An 18716-nucleotide genomic window follows, 5' to 3' on the forward strand; every position below is an offset into this window, starting at 1 on the left:
GATTTTCGTGGGAGAGGTGCTTTTTTTTGTGCAAAGATAAGAATTTATAGGCTCCGTGCAATAAATGTTCCTTATCTTTCCCGCTGAAACGGTATCGGCGGGGGCAGGTAATCCGGTCCGCACAAAGCTCATGCATACTGTAAGACGATGAAGGTAGGGATTCATATGCAGATCGTATTTATGAACCGTTTGTCCAGAATGTCAGGTGTGGATCAGGAGGTATTTGCCCAATTGTGGATTGGAGAGGAGGAGGGGGTGTGGCGCCTGGGCTGGCGCGACTTCTCAGGAGAACAGGAAATGGGTGACAGCTTATGGTATGAAGGCGGTTCATGGAATGAAATGCTGAGTGTGTACCGGCATGAGCTTGCAATGAAGATGGGAGACGGTTACCGCCCCCTGATTGATGGTGTATTTCATGAAGATGAGCATCTTAACAGCCGAGGTCAGGAGCAGCTTAAGCTGCAGTATTACAGTGAGCAGTACGCCAATGAAACCGTATATGAGGAGCTGTGCTCCTGGCGCAGGGGGAAGGCTTCCAGCGAACGCAAGGCACCTTACATCCTGGCCAGCAACCGTCTGCTGCGGATGATCAGTGCATTTCTGCCCCATACGGCGGAAGAGCTGCTGCAGATTCCCGGCGTAGGTGAAGGTAAAGCCTCGCAATATGGCGCCGACTGGCTCAGTATTACCTCCGGTGTGCAGCGTGAGCATCAATATCCGCTGGGCTGGGTAAGTGATTCGATCGACGAAGAGAGCTTTGTTTCCTGGCTGTACAAACAGAAGGAACTGAAATACAAGAAGCAGCTGGAGCGGCTGAGACTGCGGCGTGTACTGCTTCAGGGGATTGAAGAAGGGCAGGGAATGGAGCAGCTTAAGGGGCTCAGCGGGGTCTCCCGCCGTGAAGTTCTTGAAGCTGTGGAGGAACTGGAGAAGGACGGTTATTCCGTCGAGAAGCTCATTGCTCTTGAACTCAGTGAAGTTACTTCCCAGGAACAGAACAATATATGGACAGCCTATGAGCTGATCGGTGATACCTTCCTGAAGCCCGTCCTCTATAAGGCCTATGGCGAGGATTTCTCCCCCGCAGAAGGCCTCGATATGTACTATGAGCGTCTGCGGCTGATCCGTATCCGCTTCCGCCGGGAGCAGCCGGCCGGTCTGGGGCTGGCGACGAACCTGTAGGAAGCAGCCTTCTTCCCGGAGCTTACCCTGAAGCGCGCTTCCCCCCTTCCCGTGAGGAAGTGCGCTTTAGGGTTTTATCTGCGGCCGGCAGTGCCTGCAAATTATTAGGAGAAAGGGGCGATTAGCGGTACTATACTTGTATGCAGTTAAAAAGGAGTGGGACATATGATAGTAACGTTGACGGTTAATCCTAGCGTTGATGCCAGTACGGGTATAAGTAAGGTTGTTCCCGATCATAAGCTGCGCTGCCGTGAAGCCTCGTATAAACCGGGAGGCGGCGGTGTGAATGTATCGCGGGCGATCCATAGATTGGGAGGGGATTCGCTGGCACTGTATGCCTCAGGCGGACTTCATGGTCAACTGCTGCACCATATGCTGGAACAGGAGGGCGTAAGGCATCAGGAGATTCCGATCAGCGGGCAGACCCGGGAGAATCTGATTGTCGTGGAGGAATCCACCGGGCAGCAGTTCCGGTTCGACATGCCGGGCCCGCGGTTCATCGAAGGCGACTGGAAGGAGTGTCTTGAGCAATTAACGGCGCTGCCGGATAAACCTGCTTATCTTGTAGCCAGCGGCAGTCTGCCCCCGGGCTGTCCCGCTGATTTCTATGCGCGTGTCATTGAAGCTGCGAAGCCCTGGAAGGCCAGGGTTATTATCGATACTTCCGGCGAAGCGCTGCAGCTTGCGGCTGATGCCGGTGTATATCTGCTGAAGCCGAACGCGCGTGAGCTGGAAGAATTGGTAGGGCATGCAATAACCGGTGATGAGGAAGTGAAGGCAGCCGCACTGCAGCTGATTGAAGAAGGCCGGACGGAAGTAGTGGTAGTCTCACTGGGCGGGGACGGGGCGCTGCTGATTACCAAAGACGGCTGCGAGCATCTGCTGGCACCTGAAGTTCCTGTACTCAGTGTAGTAGGCGCTGGCGACAGTCTGGTTGCGGGACTCGTGTACAGTCTGGAACGGGGCTGGCCGCTGCGCAGAGCCGTTCAGTTCGGCATCGCCTCCGGAGCTGCAGCTGTCATGAATCCGGAGCGTCAGCTCTGCAAGCGCGAGGATACGGAGCGGTTGTTTGCCGGCATGGATACCGGCGCAGCCGGACACATGTAGTTTTGTGGCCGCCATATACCAAAAAGACGAAGGCTTCCCTATACCAAGAGGTATCCGGTGCCTTCGTCCTGCGTATTCGTCCGTTTAGTTTCATAGCCAATCCTTCTTGCGGAAGATCACCAGCATTCCGCAGCCGAGCGTCACCATGACGGCGATGACTCCATAATAGCCGTACTGGGAATGGGTCTCGGGAATATTGTCAAAGTTCATACCGTAGATACCGGTAATAACGGTCAGCGGCATGAATATCGTAGTAATTGCCGTAAATACTCTCATGATTTCATTGGCGCGGTTAGCAATACTGGACTGATAAGCTTCACGTAAGTTGCCCATGAGATCGCGGTACGTTTCAAAGGTTTCAGAGATCTTGACCGCATTTTCATAAATATCGCTGAAATACTTCTGCAGCTGATCGTCGATCAGGCGGAGGTCTTTTTTGTTGAGCGTGTTGATAACTTCCTTCTGCGGGCCGAGCATCTTCTTCAGCCAGAGAATCTCACTGCGCAGACCGATGATCTCGCTGAGATGTGATTTCTTGGTGTGCATGAGGATATCCTCTTCCAGCTTCTCGATCCGCGCTTCAATCCGGTCACCGACCGAGAAGAAGTTGTCAACCACAAGGTCGATTAACAGGTACAGGAAACGGTCCGGTTCACTGACCTCCTGCTCCCACAGGACGGGCTTCAGGACGCGCAGCTCATGGATCTTCTGCTTCGTAACGGTAATGATGAAGTGTCTGCCCAGGAATACGTTGAGCGCGCGGAGGAAGATTTCCTCGTCATCAAACCGGATGCTGTTGACTACGATGAAATAATGGCTCTCATAGATCTCCAGCTTCGGGCGCTGATCCTCTTCACTGAGACAGTCCTCGACAGCCAGATCATGCAGATTGTACAAAGGCTGAAGCTCAACAAGATCCTGGGCATCTGCATCAATCCAGTAGAAACCCTCAGCGGGTGCGGTAAGTGTATCCTCAATATTGTCAATAGTCGTAAAAACCCCTGCGTTCACCAGCCGGATTTTCATCTGATTCACTCCTTCTGTCCCTGGTCTTCTCCAGGGATATGCTAATTAAAGCACAGAGAAAAAATCAGCTTGGCCGGTGGTACAATCATGGATGAAGGCCAAAAGACGGTCCGAGAGCATGAAGAAGAACTGCCCCCGCCGCCGGCAAGCTGATGTTAATCCTGTGTGGTTGTTCTTTCTGCACGCTTATTCGCGAGCCCGGGTCGCCTTCCATTCTTCTCTCACCTCTTCTTTTCGCCGTTTATGGTTGAAACACTTGTCTAGTATAACGCCGGGGTATGGCTCTTTCAAGAGAAATTCTTTTCATTCTCCAGGCCCCTTAAGCATTGTATGGACTTGACGAAAAGGAGGTTCATGATTTAAAGTGAATTTTAAGAAAAGTATCCGCGGATGCTTTGGAATAACCCCAACTGAATACAGCTAAATCTTATCAAGAGCAGGTGGAGGGACTAGCCCGATGAAACCCGGCAACCGGCGTGTGAACGCACGGTGCTAATTCTTGCGGAAGCTTTGCAGGACGTTATTCGTCCGGCGGAAGTTCTCTGGCAGATGAGAGAGGCGCATATGACTGCAGATATATGACCTTTCTCGCCCGAGAAAGGTCTTTTTTCGTTGTTTTACATCAGATTTAACCGCCAAGCGGAACCTAATTTCAGTTAAGGAGTGGAAACAGCAATGCCTATTAAAATTCCCGACAGTCTTCCGGCCAAAGAAGTATTATCCGGTGAGAATATTTTTGTAATGGATGAAAGCCATGCCTTTCATCAGGATATCCGTCCTTTGCGGATCGCCATCCTGAATCTGATGCCGACCAAAGAAACCACGGAAACGCAGCTGCTGCGCCTTATCGGGAACTCACCGCTTCAGGTGGACGTTGTTCTGCTGCATCCCAGCTCCCATACCTCGAAGAATACTTCGGCAGAGCACTTAAAGAGCTTTTACAAAACCTTTGATGAAATCAGTGACCGCCGCTTTGACGGCTTGATCATCACCGGGGCTCCGGTGGAACAAATGGAGTTCGAGGATGTCAACTACTGGGAAGAGCTGAAAGTGATTTTTGAATGGAGCAAGCAGAACGTAACCTCGACCATGCATATCTGTTGGGCCGCGCAGGCAGGACTGTACCACCACTTCGGCGTGCGTAAGGTGAGTCTGCCGGATAAATGCTTTGGAGTGTTTCCGCATACGCTGAGCCATAATAATGTGAAACTGCTGCGGGGCTTCGACGAAGTATTCCATGTGCCGCATTCCCGTCACACCGACGTCTCCCGTGAAGATATAGAGAATAATCCGGATCTGCAGATTCTGGCGGAATCAGAGGAAGCCGGTGTGTACCTGGTTTCTGCGCATGACGGCAAGCAGATTTTTGTAACCGGACATTCAGAATATGATCCGTTCTCCCTGAAATGGGAGTATGACCGCGATATCGCCAAGGGCATGGATATTGAGATTCCGAAGCACTATTATCCAAAAGATGATCCCACCCGTACACCGCCGGCCGTCTGGCGCGCCCATGCTAACTTATTATTCGCTAATTGGCTCAATTACTATGTATACCAGGAGACACCCTACGATATCGGAGCGTTTATTTAAAAAAATTATTTATATATAGAAGCAATGGTTACACGCACAAAACTTTTAGGAGGCAATGGAAATGGACGAGAAACTGAAAATTGAGAGCAGACTGGCACAGATTGGTTCGATGGAGGACCCCGCGACAGGGGCGATTAATTATCCGGTGTACAACGCGACGGCATTCCGTCACCCGAGACTCGGACAGAGCACGGGCTTTGATTACATCCGCACCAAAAATCCTACCCGCTCTGTGCTCGAAGATGCGGCAGCGGTACTGGAGTCTGGAGATGCCGGCTTCGCCTGCGCCTCGGGTATGGCTGCACTGACTACTGTGTTTGCTTTGTTTGGACAAGGTGATCATCTCGTTGTCTCGCTCGACCTGTACGGCGGAACGTACCGTCTGCTGGAACGGATTCTGTCCAAATACGGCATCAGCGCCTCCTATGTGGATACGAATGATCTGGATGCTCTGGAAGCTGCGCGCCAGCCGGGCACCAAGGGTGTATTCATTGAGACACCAACCAATCCGCTGATGATGATTACGGATATCGAAGTGGTATGTACATGGGCCCGCCGCCACGGGCTGCTCACGATTGTCGACAATACGCTGCTGACCCCGTTCTTCCAGCGCCCTATTGAGCTTGGAGCAGATATCATCGTTCACAGCGCGACCAAATATCTGGGCGGACATAACGATGTCCTTGCCGGACTTATTGTGACCAAAGGCGCTGAATTGTCTGCAGAAATGGCGATTCTGCATAATTCACTGGGCGCTGTCCTTGCACCAAACGACAGCTACCAGCTGATGAAGGGGATGAAAACACTTGCCTTGCGCATGGAGAGGCATGAGAGTAATGCGCTGGCTATCGCCCGTTATCTGCTGGAGCATCCGGCCATAGCCGAAGTCTTCCATCCGGGTCTGCCGGATCATCCGGGATACGAAATCCAGAAGCGCCAGTCCTCCGGCAACACCGGGATTTTCTCCTTCAAGGTGAAGGATGCCAGATACGTGGAGCCGCTGCTCCGCCATATCCGCCTGATTGCATTCGCTGAGAGTCTTGGCGGTGTGGAATCGCTCATGACCTATCCGGCGGTACAGACTCACGCCGATATTCCGGCGGAAATCCGGGATGCGGTTGGCGTAGATGACCGGCTGCTGCGTTTCTCGGTCGGCATCGAGCATGTGGACGATCTGATCGCTGATCTTACGCAGGCACTGGAGGCCGCGCGCACCGAGCTGGAATAGGCATCTTGGAACCTTAGCAGCCAGATAGAATCACTGTATACATTGAACAGCAGCGCCAACGGGTGCTGCTGTTTTATTTGGCGAAAGATTTTTCAAGCTCATCCGATTGTGATACGATGGGGGAACGAGTTTGTTTATTTTTTAAATTAAATTCATCTACTATACTTCATAGGATTAAGAGGAGGCTGCGAACGTTGAGTGCAATTGATCTTATTCTGGATAAGACACTTAAAGGTGAACGTCTTCAATTAGAAGACACAATCACGCTGTTCGAAAGCAATGAAATTGAGAAAATGGGCGCGGCTGCGGATATTATTATGAAGCGCTGGCACCCGGACCCGCTGGCTACATTTGTAATCGGCCGTAATATTAACTACACCAATGTATGTGATGTCTATTGCCGCTTCTGCGCCTTCTACCGCAGACCGGGTTCGGAGGAAGGTTATGTGCTTCCCGATGAAACTATCTATCAGAAGATTGCCGAGACGATCAGCGTGAACGGGACTGAAATTCTGATGCAGGGCGGAACGAACCCGAATCTGCCGTTCAGCTATTACACGGACATCCTGCGCGGAATTAAGCAGCGGTTCCCGGAGATCACCATGCATTCCTTCTCACCGGCAGAGATCATGAAGATGGTCGAGGTCTCCGGACTGCCGCTGGAGCAGGTCATGCGTGAGATTCATGCCGCAGGCCTGGATTCCCTGCCCGGCGGGGGAGCGGAGATTCTCGATGACCGCACGCGCCGCAAGATCAGCCGGCTCAAAGGCTCCTGGCGGGAGTGGATGGATGTCATGCAGACCGCGCACCGGATCGGCATGAACACGACAGCCACGATGGTGATCGGTCTGGGTGAGAGTATGGAAGAGCGGGCGCTGCATCTGCTGCGTGTCCGTGAAGCCCAGGACGAGTGCATAGCGAACAAATATGACTCCGAAGGATTCCTGGCCTTCATCTCCTGGACCTTCCAGCCGGATAATACGAACCTCAAGCTGGACCGGCAGACACCGGAAGAATACCTCAAGACCGTGGCAATCAGCCGTCTGGTGTTGGATAATATCAAGAACTTCCAGTCCTCCTGGGTCACGATGGGCCCTGAGGTCGGTAAGCTTTCCCTGCAATACGGCTGTAATGACTTCGGCAGTACGATGATCGAGGAGAACGTAGTTTCCTCGGCGGGCGCAACCTACAAGGTCAACATCGAGTCCATTACCCAGCTGATCCGCGAAGCAGGCAAGATTCCGGCGCAGCGCAACACGCGTTATGACATCCTGCGGACGTTCGAGGACGCCAATGCTAAGATTGACAATGACTTCATCATGCAAAACTAGAGGGTAGAACAACACCTGATGTGTTGTTACCCTACTAAGGTGAGAAAACGGGTAAAAACTACACTTTATGTAGTTTTTACCCGTTTATTTTTATTATTTTAACTACAACATTTGTTCAATTGAATATGCGTTCTTTGTCGTCTGGAAAAGGTTCGATTATCCATACAATCAATTATATGTTAATATTTGAATGTGAAATCACTTAAATAAGCTCATGGGAGGCTGAAGATGAAACGGATATCATTTGAACGCCCAACAGATCACTATGATGAAGGAATTACCGATATCGATAAAGAAATTTGTTCTTTGATAAAGCGAAGGAAGGAAATCTCTGGTAATAATCCAGGTTATCCTCCGTTTGAGTATATTTCTAAATGGTCAGAGACTTATGGACTCTATGAGGATTTCTTAAAGTCGTTATTTGGAAGTATGATGAATGAAAAACAATATAAACCATTAATTGAACCAGCGGGATTTAGACAACACATTGCAATCCTGAAGTCAGTCGTGATAGGGGAGCGGTTCTATACTCTAACTTCTATACGGCAATACACAAATGCAAGTGTACTAACACTTAGTATAGATTGGGACAATGAGCCGGAGATTGAATCCAAATCTCATCAACATAGCCACTATGAGCTATACATTAGCGAACAATATGACTCCCGGATGATTAGTGGGGGGAGCAGATCTGATCATGCTGCCTATAAATACGTTGTCTCCCCGCCATTACCTGACGATGCTTCAGGATTGCAATTGAGGTTCACACAATACATCAACCCTTTCAAGAAGAGCGAGACAGGCGACGAGATAGTATTTGAGATTTAGTAAAAGCGAAAGATAGCCCTTCAGCACATATTAGATGTGTAAGAGGGCTGTTTATCAATGTCTTTTTTCCATCTATTCCACCGGCACCGCTAGCATCAGCTACGCGAGCCAATTGTATTCGAAATTTCGAATACATTATGCTCATTGAGCCGTGGAAGTCAATTGTGTTCGAAATTTCGCATACATTATGCTCATTGAGCTACGTGAGAGCCCATTGTATTCGGTTTTTCGCATACATCAGGCTCATTTAGCTACGTGGAAGCCAATTGTGTTCGAAATTTCGCATACATTATGCTCATTGAGCCACGTGCGAGCCTTCGCTCAGCTTTTCCGGTAGTAGCACCAGCCCCCATCAACTCACCCAGACCTTAAATATAGTTTGACCTTCCCGGTTCTCTTCATCAGCATAGATATCATTAAAAGAAGCGTGGCCCAGAGTCTTCAGGCGTGTCAGGTTATAGACCAGCGCAAACGCCAGCTTAGGATCACCAGTCCAATAGCCGTCAAACTGGTCTCCGCCAATTTTATTATAGGCATCACTCATAACCCATTCTTCCGCTTCCCGTAAAGTATCAAAGGTGAGCATTTCCTCAAACCAGCGGATATCTTTCCGGTTTGTGCTCCGGTTCTCGTCTTTGATCCAGAATAATTCTTCATGTGTGTTCTTTCCCTCGTCCATAGTCAACCCTCTCCTTATAAAAATATGAATGCAACATATCCTTTTTTACATTTTACACAATTCGCAATTCTAGTTAACCCAGTTTGATAGATAGGAATAAGTTGATATGTTACGCTTTGACGGTCAATTTAAAGAGATTAACTGGGAGGGTATAAGATTCTATGGTACAAAAACGTTGGAATAAGCCTATTGCTTCAATATTGGCTACCGCTGTGATTACAGCGCAGGTGCTGGGCGGAGTCGTTGCCGGTTCAGTACTGGGAGCCGGGAAGGCAGCAGCTGAACCTGCGTCAGGCGCAATCAACCTGCGGCTGATGAGTACTACAGATGTGCATACCAATGTGATGGGCTGGGATTACTTTAAGAACCAACCGTCTCTGACGGTTGGACTGGACCGGACGGCTACGCTGGTGAAGCAGGCCAGAGCCGAGGAGAAGGGTGTTAATAACCTTTTGCTCGACAACGGAGATTTGATTCAGGGTACACCGCTGGGTACGTACGCTTCGAAGCAGGTTGATGCAGACGGCAGGACTACACAGATCAATCCGATGATTGCAGCTTTGAATACCATGAACTATGATGCTGCGACACTCGGCAACCACGAATTCAATTATGGGCTTCCTTATCTGGAGAGCATTACATCTGCGACTTCAGCCACATATGAGTATACAGATATTCCTTTTATTAATGCGAATGTGTATGCCGTAGACGGGGACGAGGATGATTCCAATAACCCGAACTATTTCACTCCTTATAAAATAATCGACAAGGCAGTTACCGACAGCAACGGAGCTACACAACATGTTAAGGTGGGCCTGATTGGTCTCGTTACTCCGCAGATTATGGATTGGGACAAGGTCAACCTCGATGGTAAAGTCATTACTAAGGACATCGCCGAAACGGCTGCTAAATTCATTCCTCAGATGAAGGAAGACGGTGCGGATATTATCGTTGCGATGGCGCATACCGGATATGATAACAATGCAGTACCCGGAACCAAATCTGAAAATGACATCAAATCACTAAGTCTCGTGCCGGGGATTGATGCCATTACGTTCTCGCATACCCATAAGGTATTCCCGGCTGCGACTGTGGAAGCGCTGGACGCATCCTTCAAGGATTCTACTGGCAAAGCAGTGCTGCCCGGCATCGATAATGTCAAAGGCCAGATCAACAATGTTCCAGCCGTTCAGGCGGGATTCGGCGGCGCCAATTTGGGTCTCATCGACCTGGCAATCGTTCCGGACCCACAGCGGAGCGGACACTTTATGGTGGACAAGGGCGCTTCGGTTTCCTCCACCCGTTCGATCTACAGAACGGAGAACAAAGTTAATATTGCTAACGTAGAGCCGGATGCTGAACTGGATGCAGTGGTTGCCGCTAATCACCAGGCTACGATTGCTTATGTCAATCAACCCCTCGGACGTACGGATGTACCGATGAACAGCTTTTTCGCTATGGTGCAGGATGATCCGACGGTTCAGATCGTAACCTATGCCCAGAAAAACTATGTCGAGAAGCTGATCAACAGTGATCCTTACCTGGCAGCTTACCAGGGAATGCCCATCCTGAGCGTTGGCGCACCCTTCAAGGCCGGACGCAATAACCCGGATGAGTATACAGAAATCGAAGCGGGAGATCTGACGATCCGCAGCGCAAGCGACCTGTATCTCTATGACAACACGCTCAAGGCCATTAAGGTCAAGGGTGAGACTGTGAAAGAATGGGTTGAAATGAGCGCGGGTGCCTATAACCGTATTGACCCAGCAGTGACTACGGAGCAGCCGCTGCTGAACTCCGCATTCTCCGTATTTAATTTCGATGTTATCGACGGGATTAAATACACGATTGATGTCACCAAAAATGCAAGATACAAGCCTGACGGCACGGTGAATGACCTCACTTCTGAGCGGGTTACCTCCATTACCTACGATGACAAGCCGCTGGATATGAATCAGGACTTCATCGTAGTGACTAACAATTACCGGGCAAGCGGCGGCGGGAATTTCCCGGGTGTCAAAACCGGTGCTGCCGGTCTTACGATGGTGCTGGATACCCTGGAAGAGAATCGTCAGATTCTGATGGATTACATCAAGGAAGCAGGAAACGTTAACCAGCCGGCCGATAATAACTGGTCGATCGCTCCGGTCAAAGGCGATGTTAAGGTTACCTTTACTTCTTCACCTAAGGCTAAGAATGCACTTCCTAAACATGATAATATTACCGACACCGGAACCCAGAATCTCCGGGGTGACGAGATTTACAATCTCGACCTGAGCGGAAGCGTCAAAGTCCATCTGCTCGGCATCAATGACCTTCACGGACAATTGGATACGACATCTTTTGTAACTGTGGGTACGGAGAGCAAGCCTGTAGGAACTGCGGCGATTCTGGCAACCTACCTGAAGAATGCCCGTGCCAAATACGATAACACCCTGCTAGTCCACAACGGGGACTCCGTCGGTGCTTCGGCTCCGGTATCTTCCATGGAGCGTGATAAGCCGACCCTGGAATGGATGAACATGATGAAGTTCGATGTGGGAACCTTGGGTAATCATGAATTCGACCAGGGTGTTGAAGCGTTGAAGGCACAAATTTTCGGCGGTGCGGACCCGGTTAACCCGAGCATTGTCCATGCACCTGTGAATTTCGATTACATTAATGCCAATGCGATTGACATGAAGACTGGAGAGCCGCTGATCAAGTCTTACACGATTAAAGAAATCGGCGGTGTAAAAATCGGGTTTATCGGCGTAGTAACCAAGGCAACACCAAGTAAGGTATCCCCTGCCGGTACAGCGGGTGTGAAATTCCTGAGTGCTGAGGAAGAAGTAGCTGCCATCGAAAAGTATGCTGCAGAGCTCAAAGGTAAAGGGGTCAACACGATCGTCGTGCTTGCACATGATCCGGCAACCACGAAGGTTGATGCTGCAACGAAGAAAAATGTATCCACAGGTGAGGCTGTAGATTTGGCGAATGCACTCCCGGCTAATTCTCCGGTCGATGTTATTGTGGCTGGTGACAATCATGCCTACGCTAATGATATGGTGAACGGCAAACTGGTTGTTCAGGCCTACTCTTACGGTACTGCCTATGAAGACATCCGCCTGGCTATCGATCCGGAGACCGGAGAGGTTAAGAGCAAATCTGCTGAAGTAATTACTACCTTCCAGGAGAATGTGACGCCGGATGCTGAAACCAAAGCACTGGTTGATCATTATCTGGCTCTGCATCCTGAGCTGGCTAAGCCTGTAGGGACTACAGATGGCACAGTTACCCGTACAGATGTATATCTGAAGGAAGCTCCCCTAGGCAACCTGATTGCGGATGCTATGCGTCAGGCTGATTTCAAAGACGGTGCTGCTGGTCCTGCTGACTTTGCATTTATGAATCCGGGCGGTATCCGTGCCGATCTTCCTAAGGGGAATGTTCTCTTCGGTGATCTGGCCAAAATCCAGCCCTTCGGCAATACGCTGGTGAAGCTGACGCTTACCGGTGAACAGATCAAAACCTTGCTGCAGCAGCAATGGGCAGTTAAGGCTGATGGAACAGCAGACATCAAGACACTGCAAATTTCCGGCCTGAAATATACGGCCAATATGTATCTGCCGGTTGCCAGCCGTGTGGCTAACCTGACCAAAAGTGATGGAACACCGATTGAAATGTCCAAGAGCTACACAGCTGTCGTCAATAACTTCATGGCTGCAGGCGGAGACAACTATAAGGTATTGACCCAGGCAAGTAAATCGCTGGCCGGACCAATCGATCTGGATGTATTCTATGATTATATTGTGAAGAAATTCAATGGCGGAGCTATTACTGCTGCAATTGAAGGACGGATTACCAACAAAGCTGCTCCAGAAACAGATCCAGGCACTAACCCGGGTACTAATCCTGGTACTGGCACAGGGCCTGTAGCAACGGCGACACCTAAACCGACTGCTTCACCATCAGCTTCTCCTAGTCCAGCCGCATCAGCTACTCCGGCTCCGGCTGCAACTACAGCTCCAACGCAGAGCCCGGCCGTTCCTGTTACTGCATTCAAGGATTTGGTTAAGGTCGCGTGGGCAGCGGAAGCTATTAATGCCCTGGCGGCTAAAGGTATTGTAAAAGGCATCGACGGCACGAACTTCGCACCCGTGAAGAGTGTAACCCGTGCTGAATTCGTAACTATGCTCGTTCGTTCGCTTAACTTGAGCAATACTGCAGCAACAACTACTTTCAGCGATGTGAAACAAGGTGTCTGGTATACAGATACGATCGCTGCTGCCGTAAACGCCGGTTTGGTGAGAGGTTCAGGCAACGGTAAATTTGAACCGGGCCGCGAGATCACCCGTGAGGAAATGGCGATTATGATTGCTAATGCCCTCAAGGATCAGCTGCAGCCGGTTGATCCTGCTGCTCTGAATAAATTTTCCGACAAGGCCAAGATTGCGGCTTACGCACAGCAGCCTGTGGCACAGCTGACCCAGCTGGGGATCGTCAACGGTGTAGACGCGCAGAAATTTGCGCCGAAGAGTATCGCGAACCGCGCCCAGGCGGCGGTCATTATCTACCGGATGCTGGAGAACAAAGCTTCCTGATTTCTATATGAATACCATTGAATCAGGCAAAAGGCCCGTGCACATTGTGCGCGGGCCTTTCCGTTTACGAGGATGCTCAGGCTTGTCCAGCCCAGACCATAATACGTCCCGTTATTTCACTGCAGCTTCCCATTTGCAGCGGATGGGGGAGACAATCGCATTTTCTTTTTTGAGCTCGGTGAAGGCCTTGTCGACCGCTTTGCGTTCCAGTCCCGAGAGCTTTTCGACTTCTCCAGCCGTTACAGGAGCCGGTGAAGCTTTAATGATTTCCAGTACTTGATCCTTAACACTCATGAGTTACACTTCCTTTGTTAGTTATGAATGGGTCTATCCTGATGCTTCGTAACATCCGTAATGTCAGACAAATTATAAAAGAAAAACGGCAAAGAGGCAGTGATTTTTTTACAATAGTAGTTTACAGTTGTATCCAAAAGTGATATCATAATTATATCAAATACATATCTAATGGAGGCATCTTTATGAAAGAGAAAACATTGCATCCTGTCAGCGGATTCTGGGTTGTGGCTCTAATTGCCATTTGTATCGGGGGCGGGATTTACGGTGCCGTTCAGGAATACGTGGCATTGACTGTCATCCTGTTTGTTGCAGCCGGTATTCTATGTACGAGTATTACCGTCGTTCAGCCGAACAAGTCAGTGGTCGTGACCTTCTTTGGCCAATATGTCGGTACGATTGCAACCAGCGGGTTGTTCGCTGTCATTCCGTTCAGCATCCGCAAGACCGTATCACTGCGGGTCCGCAACTTCAACAGCGTGAAGCTGAAGGTCAATGATGTGGAAGGTAATCCGATTGAGATTGCTGCGGTGATTGTATTCAAGGTCATTAATTCGGCCAAAGCGCTGTTTGATGTAGATAAGTATATGGCGTTCGTGGAAATCCAGAGTGAAACGGCGCTGCGTCATGTGGCAAGCAAATACCCCTACGATAACTTCAATGAGACTGGCATGTCCCTGCGGGCCAATGCCGATGAGATTGCCAAAGAACTGGCGGTGGAGCTGCAGGAGCGTCTGTCCTTATCCGGCGTAGAAGTGATCGAAGCCCGCCTGACCCATCTGGCCTACTCCACAGAGATTGCCAGTACGATGCTGCAGCGCCAGCAGGCTTCGGCCATTCTGTCTGCACGCCAGATCATCGTGGAAGGTGCTGTCGGCATGGTGGATCTGGCGATCCGCCAACTCAAAGAGAGCGGTGTAGTTGAACTGGACGAAGAACGCAAAGCGGCGATGATCAACAATCTGATGGTGGCGATTGTGTCGGAGCGCGGAGCGAGCCCGGTCATTAACGCCGGCTCGTTGTACTAAGGCGGTAATATTATGGCGGCCAAAAAAAGCTTTCCGCTGCGGATCGATCCCGAACTGCACGAAGCGCTGGAACGTTGGGCGGGAGAAGAATTTCGCAGCGTAAACGGACATATCGAATACTTGCTGCGTGAGTCTTTGAAGCGCGCAGGCCGCTTGCCGGGTAAGAAACGCCGGGAAGAAGAATGAACAGCCTTGGGCGGCGGCGCTTCAGACTTGTATGACATGCCGGTTCCACTTGACGGAAGATAAGCTGAGATTTATAATTACCGTAATTCACGTTATCAGCTTCGACAAAGATATGAATCGATGTTCAGGACCGCTTCAGAGAGAGGAAACCCCAGGCTGCAATTTCCTCCGGTACCGGCTTTTGATTTACCCCTTTGTAGCTGCGGTTATGAATTCCTGGGATGTCCGTTTACGGACATCATTACGCAGGATAGTAAGAACCGCCGGTTCATGGCCGTTATCTCCATGCTGACGAAGGATTCTATTCTGCAATGCCGCTGCTCTGCAGCAGCTTTTGCATAATGGCATCGAATTTGGGTGGAACCACGGGTGCAATCACTCGTCCCTTTGCGGGACGGGTGTTTTTTGTGTGCAGAAGCTAACTTTTAGGAGGAAGAAAAATGTCAGTAAATATCAAGCTTCCGGACGGTTCGGTCCGGGAATATGCGGATGGCAGCAGCATTGATGATGTAGCAGCCTCGATCAGCAGCGGACTGCGCAAGAATGCCGCAGCAGGTAAAATCAACGGAATCGTCGTGGATCTGTCCACTCAGCTGCAGGAAGGCGATCTTGTAGAGATCGTTACCCTGGATTCCCCGGAAGGCCTGGAAGTGATGCGTCACAGTACAGCTCACCTTATGGCCCAGGCGGTAAGACGCCTGTTCGGGACTATGGAAGTTAAGCTCGGAGTAGGTCCGGTCATTGAAGACGGCTTCTATTATGATATGGATCTGGAGCATCCGCTTAATCCGGAGGATCTGCTGAAGATTGAGAAGGAAATGGAGCGTATCGTTTCAGAGAACCTGCCGATTGTCCGCCACGAGGTGAGCCGCCAGGAAGCACTGGACAGATTCGGCGAGCTGGCTGATCCTTACAAGCTGGAGCTGATCCAGGCGCTGCCGGAAGACAGTGTGATTACAATCTATGAACAGGGCGAATTCTTCGACCTCTGCCGTGGTCCGCATTTGCCGTCCACTGCGAAGATCAAAGTGTTCAAGCTGATGAACGTAGCCGGTGCCTACTGGCGCGGAGACAGCAAGAACAAGATGCTGCAGCGCGTATACGGAACAGCCTGGATCAAGAAGGCTCAGCTTGACGAGCATCTGCGCCTGCTGGAGGAAGCGAAGAAACGCGATCACCGTAAACTGGGCAAGGAACTGGAAATCTTCACCTTCAACCAGCTGGTTGGACAAGGCCTGCCGATCTGGCTGCCTAAGGGCGCCAAGCTGCGCAGCATTCTGGAGCGTTATATTGTAGATCTGGAAGCCAGCCTTGGTTACCAGCATGTCTACACTCCTGTACTGGGTAATGTAGAGCTGTACAAGACTTCTGGACACTGGGAACACTACCAGGAAGACATGTTCCCTAAGATGACGATCGATAATGAGGAGTTCGTGCTCCGTCCAATGAACTGCCCGCATCACATGATGATCTATAAGAGCTCGATGCACAGCTACCGCGATCTGCCGATCCGTATTGCCGAGCTGGGTATCCAGCACCGTTATGAAATGTCGGGAGCCCTGACAGGCCTGCACCGTGTCCGTTCGATGACACTGAATGATTCCCATATCTTCTGCCGTCTGGACCAGATCAAAGGCGAGTTCATCCGCGTGCTGGAGCTGATCAAGCAGGTATACAGCGACTTTGGGATTGAAGATTACCGCTTCCGCCTCTCTTACCGGGATCCTAAGGATACAGAGAAGTATTATGCCAATGATGAAATGTGGGAGACTGCACAGCGCATGCTGCGAGAGGTTGTCGAAGAAGCCGGCCTGCCGTTCTACGAAGCCGAAGGCGAAGCTGCCTTCTATGGTCCGAAGCTGGATGTTCAGATCAAAACAGTATTGGGCAAGGAAGAAACACTGTCGACTGTACAGATCGACTTCCTGCTGCCTGAACGCTTTGAGCTGGAATATGTCGGTGATGACGGACAGAAGCACCGTCCGGTTGTCCTGCACCGCGGGATTCTAGGAACAATGGAACGTTTCGTAGCGTTCCTGCTGGAGAACTTTGCCGGATCACTGCCGCTGTGGCTGTCGCCGCAGCAGGTGAAGATTATTCCGGTATCCTCGGCCTTTGATGAATATGCGAAGGAAGTGGCTGCCAAGCTGCTGCGCAGCGGCATCCGCGCCGAAGTCGACTTGCGCAATGAGAAAATGGGTTACAAAATCCGTGAAGCACAGCTGGAGAAACTTCCATATATGTTCGTGGTAGGCGAGAATGAAATGAATGCCGGCAGCGTATCGATCCGCAAACGCGGAGAAGGCGACATCGGCGCCAAACCGCTGCAGGAAGTCATCGATTCGCTTGGACAGGAAATTGCGGGACGCGTAATCTAAAGCATACACAAGCTGTTAATAGTACGTATAATTACCAATAAATAACCTCTGTTATAAGCCGCATGGGACCGCTATTATCCGGTTTCAGGTATAAAATTTTGTGAAACGGGAAACCTTCGCTATATGGGGAGGTTTAACTAATGAACAAAATGGGCTTATACCAGAGGTTTTGGTGTCTTTTCGTCACCATCGTGCTTCTGCTGACAGCAGCCGGGATCTACCCGGATGATTCGCGCAAATCGGCACAGGCAAGAGGGACGGAAGACACTGCAGGACAACTGAGTGCAGTCACCACGAATTCTCAGGTTCAGCGTCAAGAAGCAGGTTCGGCATCCCGTCTGGGAGGCTCTTCGCGGTTAAGACAGCCGGTTACCGTCCAGGCTCCTAAGCCAGCACAGGTGCCGGAAAGTAAGCCGAAGGCGAAGGCAGCCGCCAAGCAGCCGGATTCGGTACCGGTAGCTGCACCTGCGCCGGAGCAGATCATCACTTCAATGAAAGTAACAGCGACCGGCTATACGGCCGGATACGAATCCACAGGCAAGACCGCGAAGCATCCGCAGTACGGAATTACGTATTCGGGTGTCAAGGTACGCCGGGACAAGAATGCCGTATCCACCATTGCTGCAGACCCGAAAGTTCTGCCTTTGGGAAGTATTTTATATATACCGGGTTACGGATATGCTATTGTGGCCGACACCGGTTCGGCGATTAAAGGGCGGAAGATTGACCTGTATTTCAGCACCACCAAGCAGGTGTATAAGGAATGGGGCAAGAAGACCGTTGTTGTCCAGCTCATCAAACGAGGCAACGGAAAATGCACGGAGAGTATGCTGAAAAGCCTTGGACATGCAATCCAGACCTATAATGCAGTGCCGCAATATTTGCTGGAAGAGGTTATTTAAGGGCCGGACCGGCCTCACTGAGTTTGAATTATTTTTCACGTAAGCATGCATAATACGGCGTCACATTTCCCATAATATCGACTGGGGCAAAGCGACTTGCCTCTTCCGATATAATCTTTTTCGTCAGCTCTGACGGGCTGTACTGAAGGAAAAGGGAGGTGATTTCCGTGGCTAATTCCAAGAAACCAAAGGTACAAGAGAACTACAAAACACCGAATGAAAAATACAATGCTGAGTTTGCCGTTGAGAACGACGGTGCAACTACTAAGAGCAACACGTTCTCCAAACCGGTACAAAAACCGCAGCAGTAATGCTGGGGTTGCCGGTATGAGCATTTGAAGCGTCAAGGCTGTCCTCTCAAGTCCGGATTA

At 50.4% G+C, this 18716-nt stretch carries 15 protein-coding genes and 1 riboswitch; of the genes, 12 read left to right on the top strand and 3 right to left on the bottom strand.

Features of this window, described 5'->3' with window-relative positions:
* The first annotated feature begins 165 nt into the window (after window positions 1-165).
* Complete coding sequence (locus NSU01_RS09755) at window positions 166-1182, top strand: HRDC domain-containing protein (protein ID WP_076242653.1); 1017 nt, start codon at window positions 166-168, stop codon at window positions 1180-1182.
* A gap of 165 nt (window positions 1183-1347) precedes the next feature.
* Entirely contained in the window at window positions 1348-2289 is a 942-nt protein-coding gene (locus NSU01_RS09760) for a 1-phosphofructokinase family hexose kinase (RefSeq protein ID WP_042135134.1), read from the top strand.
* Window positions 2290-2379: 90 nt separating this feature from the next.
* On the opposite strand, the gene corA is transcribed toward NSU01_RS09760, so the two are convergent.
* Window positions 2380-3315, bottom strand: coding sequence for a magnesium/cobalt transporter CorA (gene corA, locus NSU01_RS09765; RefSeq protein ID WP_042135136.1), 936 nt, complete (start codon window positions 3313-3315; stop codon window positions 2380-2382).
* 424 nt (window positions 3316-3739) lie between these two features.
* A riboswitch (SAM riboswitch) is annotated at window positions 3740-3871 on the top strand.
* Window positions 3872-3990: 119 nt separating this feature from the next.
* On the opposite strand from corA, the gene metA reads away from it, so the two are divergent.
* The 4 genes from metA (at window position 3991) to NSU01_RS09785 (ending at window position 8295) form a co-directional block, all read left to right on the top strand.
* The gene (gene metA, locus NSU01_RS09770; RefSeq protein WP_042135138.1) at window positions 3991-4908 is read left to right on the top strand and encodes a homoserine O-succinyltransferase; all 918 of its coding nucleotides are present in this window, start codon (window positions 3991-3993) and stop codon (window positions 4906-4908) included.
* A 61-nt stretch (window positions 4909-4969) separates the two neighbouring features.
* Window positions 4970-6136: an aminotransferase class I/II-fold pyridoxal phosphate-dependent enzyme gene (locus tag NSU01_RS09775; protein WP_076242654.1), complete on the top strand. Its 1167-nt coding sequence runs from the start codon at window positions 4970-4972 to the stop codon at window positions 6134-6136.
* Between the two features lie 194 nt (window positions 6137-6330).
* A complete protein-coding gene (gene mqnC / locus NSU01_RS09780) occupies window positions 6331-7467 on the top strand; it encodes a cyclic dehypoxanthinyl futalosine synthase (protein ID WP_042135145.1) in 1137 nt (378 codons plus the stop codon).
* 228 nt (window positions 7468-7695) lie between these two features.
* The gene (locus NSU01_RS09785; protein ID WP_042135146.1) at window positions 7696-8295 is read left to right on the top strand and encodes a hypothetical protein; all 600 of its coding nucleotides are present in this window, start codon (window positions 7696-7698) and stop codon (window positions 8293-8295) included.
* A gap of 352 nt (window positions 8296-8647) precedes the next feature.
* Here NSU01_RS09785 and NSU01_RS09790 read toward each other — a convergent pair whose 3' ends face one another.
* Window positions 8648-8974, bottom strand: coding sequence for a hypothetical protein (locus NSU01_RS09790; RefSeq protein ID WP_081969898.1), 327 nt, complete (start codon window positions 8972-8974; stop codon window positions 8648-8650).
* 161 nt (window positions 8975-9135) lie between these two features.
* Between NSU01_RS09790 and NSU01_RS09795 the strand changes: the two genes are divergently transcribed.
* A complete protein-coding gene (locus tag NSU01_RS09795) occupies window positions 9136-13557 on the top strand; it encodes a bifunctional 2',3'-cyclic-nucleotide 2'-phosphodiesterase/3'-nucleotidase (protein ID WP_076242655.1) in 4422 nt (1473 codons plus the stop codon).
* A 111-nt stretch (window positions 13558-13668) separates the two neighbouring features.
* Here NSU01_RS09795 and NSU01_RS09800 read toward each other — a convergent pair whose 3' ends face one another.
* The gene (locus NSU01_RS09800; RefSeq protein ID WP_042211579.1) at window positions 13669-13851 is read right to left on the bottom strand and encodes a hypothetical protein; all 183 of its coding nucleotides are present in this window, start codon (window positions 13849-13851) and stop codon (window positions 13669-13671) included.
* A gap of 185 nt (window positions 13852-14036) precedes the next feature.
* Here NSU01_RS09800 and NSU01_RS09805 point away from each other — a divergent pair, with 185 nt between their 5' ends.
* From NSU01_RS09805 to NSU01_RS09825, 5 genes are all read left to right on the top strand, one after another.
* Window positions 14037-14879: an SPFH domain-containing protein gene (locus NSU01_RS09805; RefSeq protein WP_076242656.1), complete on the top strand. Its 843-nt coding sequence runs from the start codon at window positions 14037-14039 to the stop codon at window positions 14877-14879.
* Between the two features lie 12 nt (window positions 14880-14891).
* On the top strand, window positions 14892-15065 hold the full coding sequence (locus tag NSU01_RS09810) for a toxin-antitoxin system HicB family antitoxin (RefSeq protein WP_039303331.1): 174 nt from the start codon (window positions 14892-14894) through the stop codon (window positions 15063-15065).
* Window positions 15066-15505: 440 nt separating this feature from the next.
* Window positions 15506-17443, top strand: a complete 1938-nt coding sequence (gene thrS / locus NSU01_RS09815; RefSeq protein WP_042135157.1) for a threonine--tRNA ligase — start codon at window positions 15506-15508, stop codon at window positions 17441-17443.
* Between the two features lie 140 nt (window positions 17444-17583).
* Entirely contained in the window at window positions 17584-18345 is a 762-nt protein-coding gene (locus NSU01_RS09820) for a 3D domain-containing protein (RefSeq protein ID WP_305954181.1), read from the top strand.
* A 167-nt stretch (window positions 18346-18512) separates the two neighbouring features.
* The gene (locus NSU01_RS09825; RefSeq protein WP_156118574.1) at window positions 18513-18656 is read left to right on the top strand and encodes a hypothetical protein; all 144 of its coding nucleotides are present in this window, start codon (window positions 18513-18515) and stop codon (window positions 18654-18656) included.
* Window positions 18657-18716: the final 60 nt, after the last annotated feature.

The sequence above is a fragment of the Paenibacillus sp. FSL H8-0259 genome, assembly GCF_037963255.1.
GTDB lineage: Bacteria > Bacillota > Bacilli > Paenibacillales > Paenibacillaceae > Paenibacillus_AQ > Paenibacillus_AQ phytohabitans.

Excerpts from the sequence above, each read along its gene's own strand:
- NSU01_RS09755 (WP_076242653.1), top strand. The coding sequence starts at position 166 with ATGCAGATCGTATTTATGAACCGTTTGTCCAGAATGTCAGGTGTGGAT.
- NSU01_RS09760 (WP_042135134.1), top strand. The coding sequence starts at position 1,348 with ATGATAGTAACGTTGACGGTTAATCCTAGCGTTGATGCCAGTACGGGT.
- corA (WP_042135136.1), bottom strand. The coding sequence starts at position 3,315 with ATGAAAATCCGGCTGGTGAACGCAGGGGTTTTTACGACTATTGACAAT.
- metA (WP_042135138.1), top strand. The coding sequence starts at position 3,991 with ATGCCTATTAAAATTCCCGACAGTCTTCCGGCCAAAGAAGTATTATCC.
- NSU01_RS09775 (WP_076242654.1), top strand. The coding sequence starts at position 4,970 with ATGGACGAGAAACTGAAAATTGAGAGCAGACTGGCACAGATTGGTTCG.
- NSU01_RS09785 (WP_042135146.1), top strand. The coding sequence starts at position 7,696 with ATGAAACGGATATCATTTGAACGCCCAACAGATCACTATGATGAAGGA.
- NSU01_RS09790 (WP_081969898.1), bottom strand. The coding sequence starts at position 8,974 with ATGGACGAGGGAAAGAACACACATGAAGAATTATTCTGGATCAAAGAC.
- NSU01_RS09795 (WP_076242655.1), top strand. The coding sequence starts at position 9,136 with ATGGTACAAAAACGTTGGAATAAGCCTATTGCTTCAATATTGGCTACC.
- NSU01_RS09800 (WP_042211579.1), bottom strand. The coding sequence starts at position 13,851 with ATGAGTGTTAAGGATCAAGTACTGGAAATCATTAAAGCTTCACCGGCT.
- NSU01_RS09805 (WP_076242656.1), top strand. The coding sequence starts at position 14,037 with ATGAAAGAGAAAACATTGCATCCTGTCAGCGGATTCTGGGTTGTGGCT.
- NSU01_RS09810 (WP_039303331.1), top strand. The coding sequence starts at position 14,892 with ATGGCGGCCAAAAAAAGCTTTCCGCTGCGGATCGATCCCGAACTGCAC.
- thrS (WP_042135157.1), top strand. The coding sequence starts at position 15,506 with ATGTCAGTAAATATCAAGCTTCCGGACGGTTCGGTCCGGGAATATGCG.
- NSU01_RS09820 (WP_305954181.1), top strand. The coding sequence starts at position 17,584 with ATGAACAAAATGGGCTTATACCAGAGGTTTTGGTGTCTTTTCGTCACC.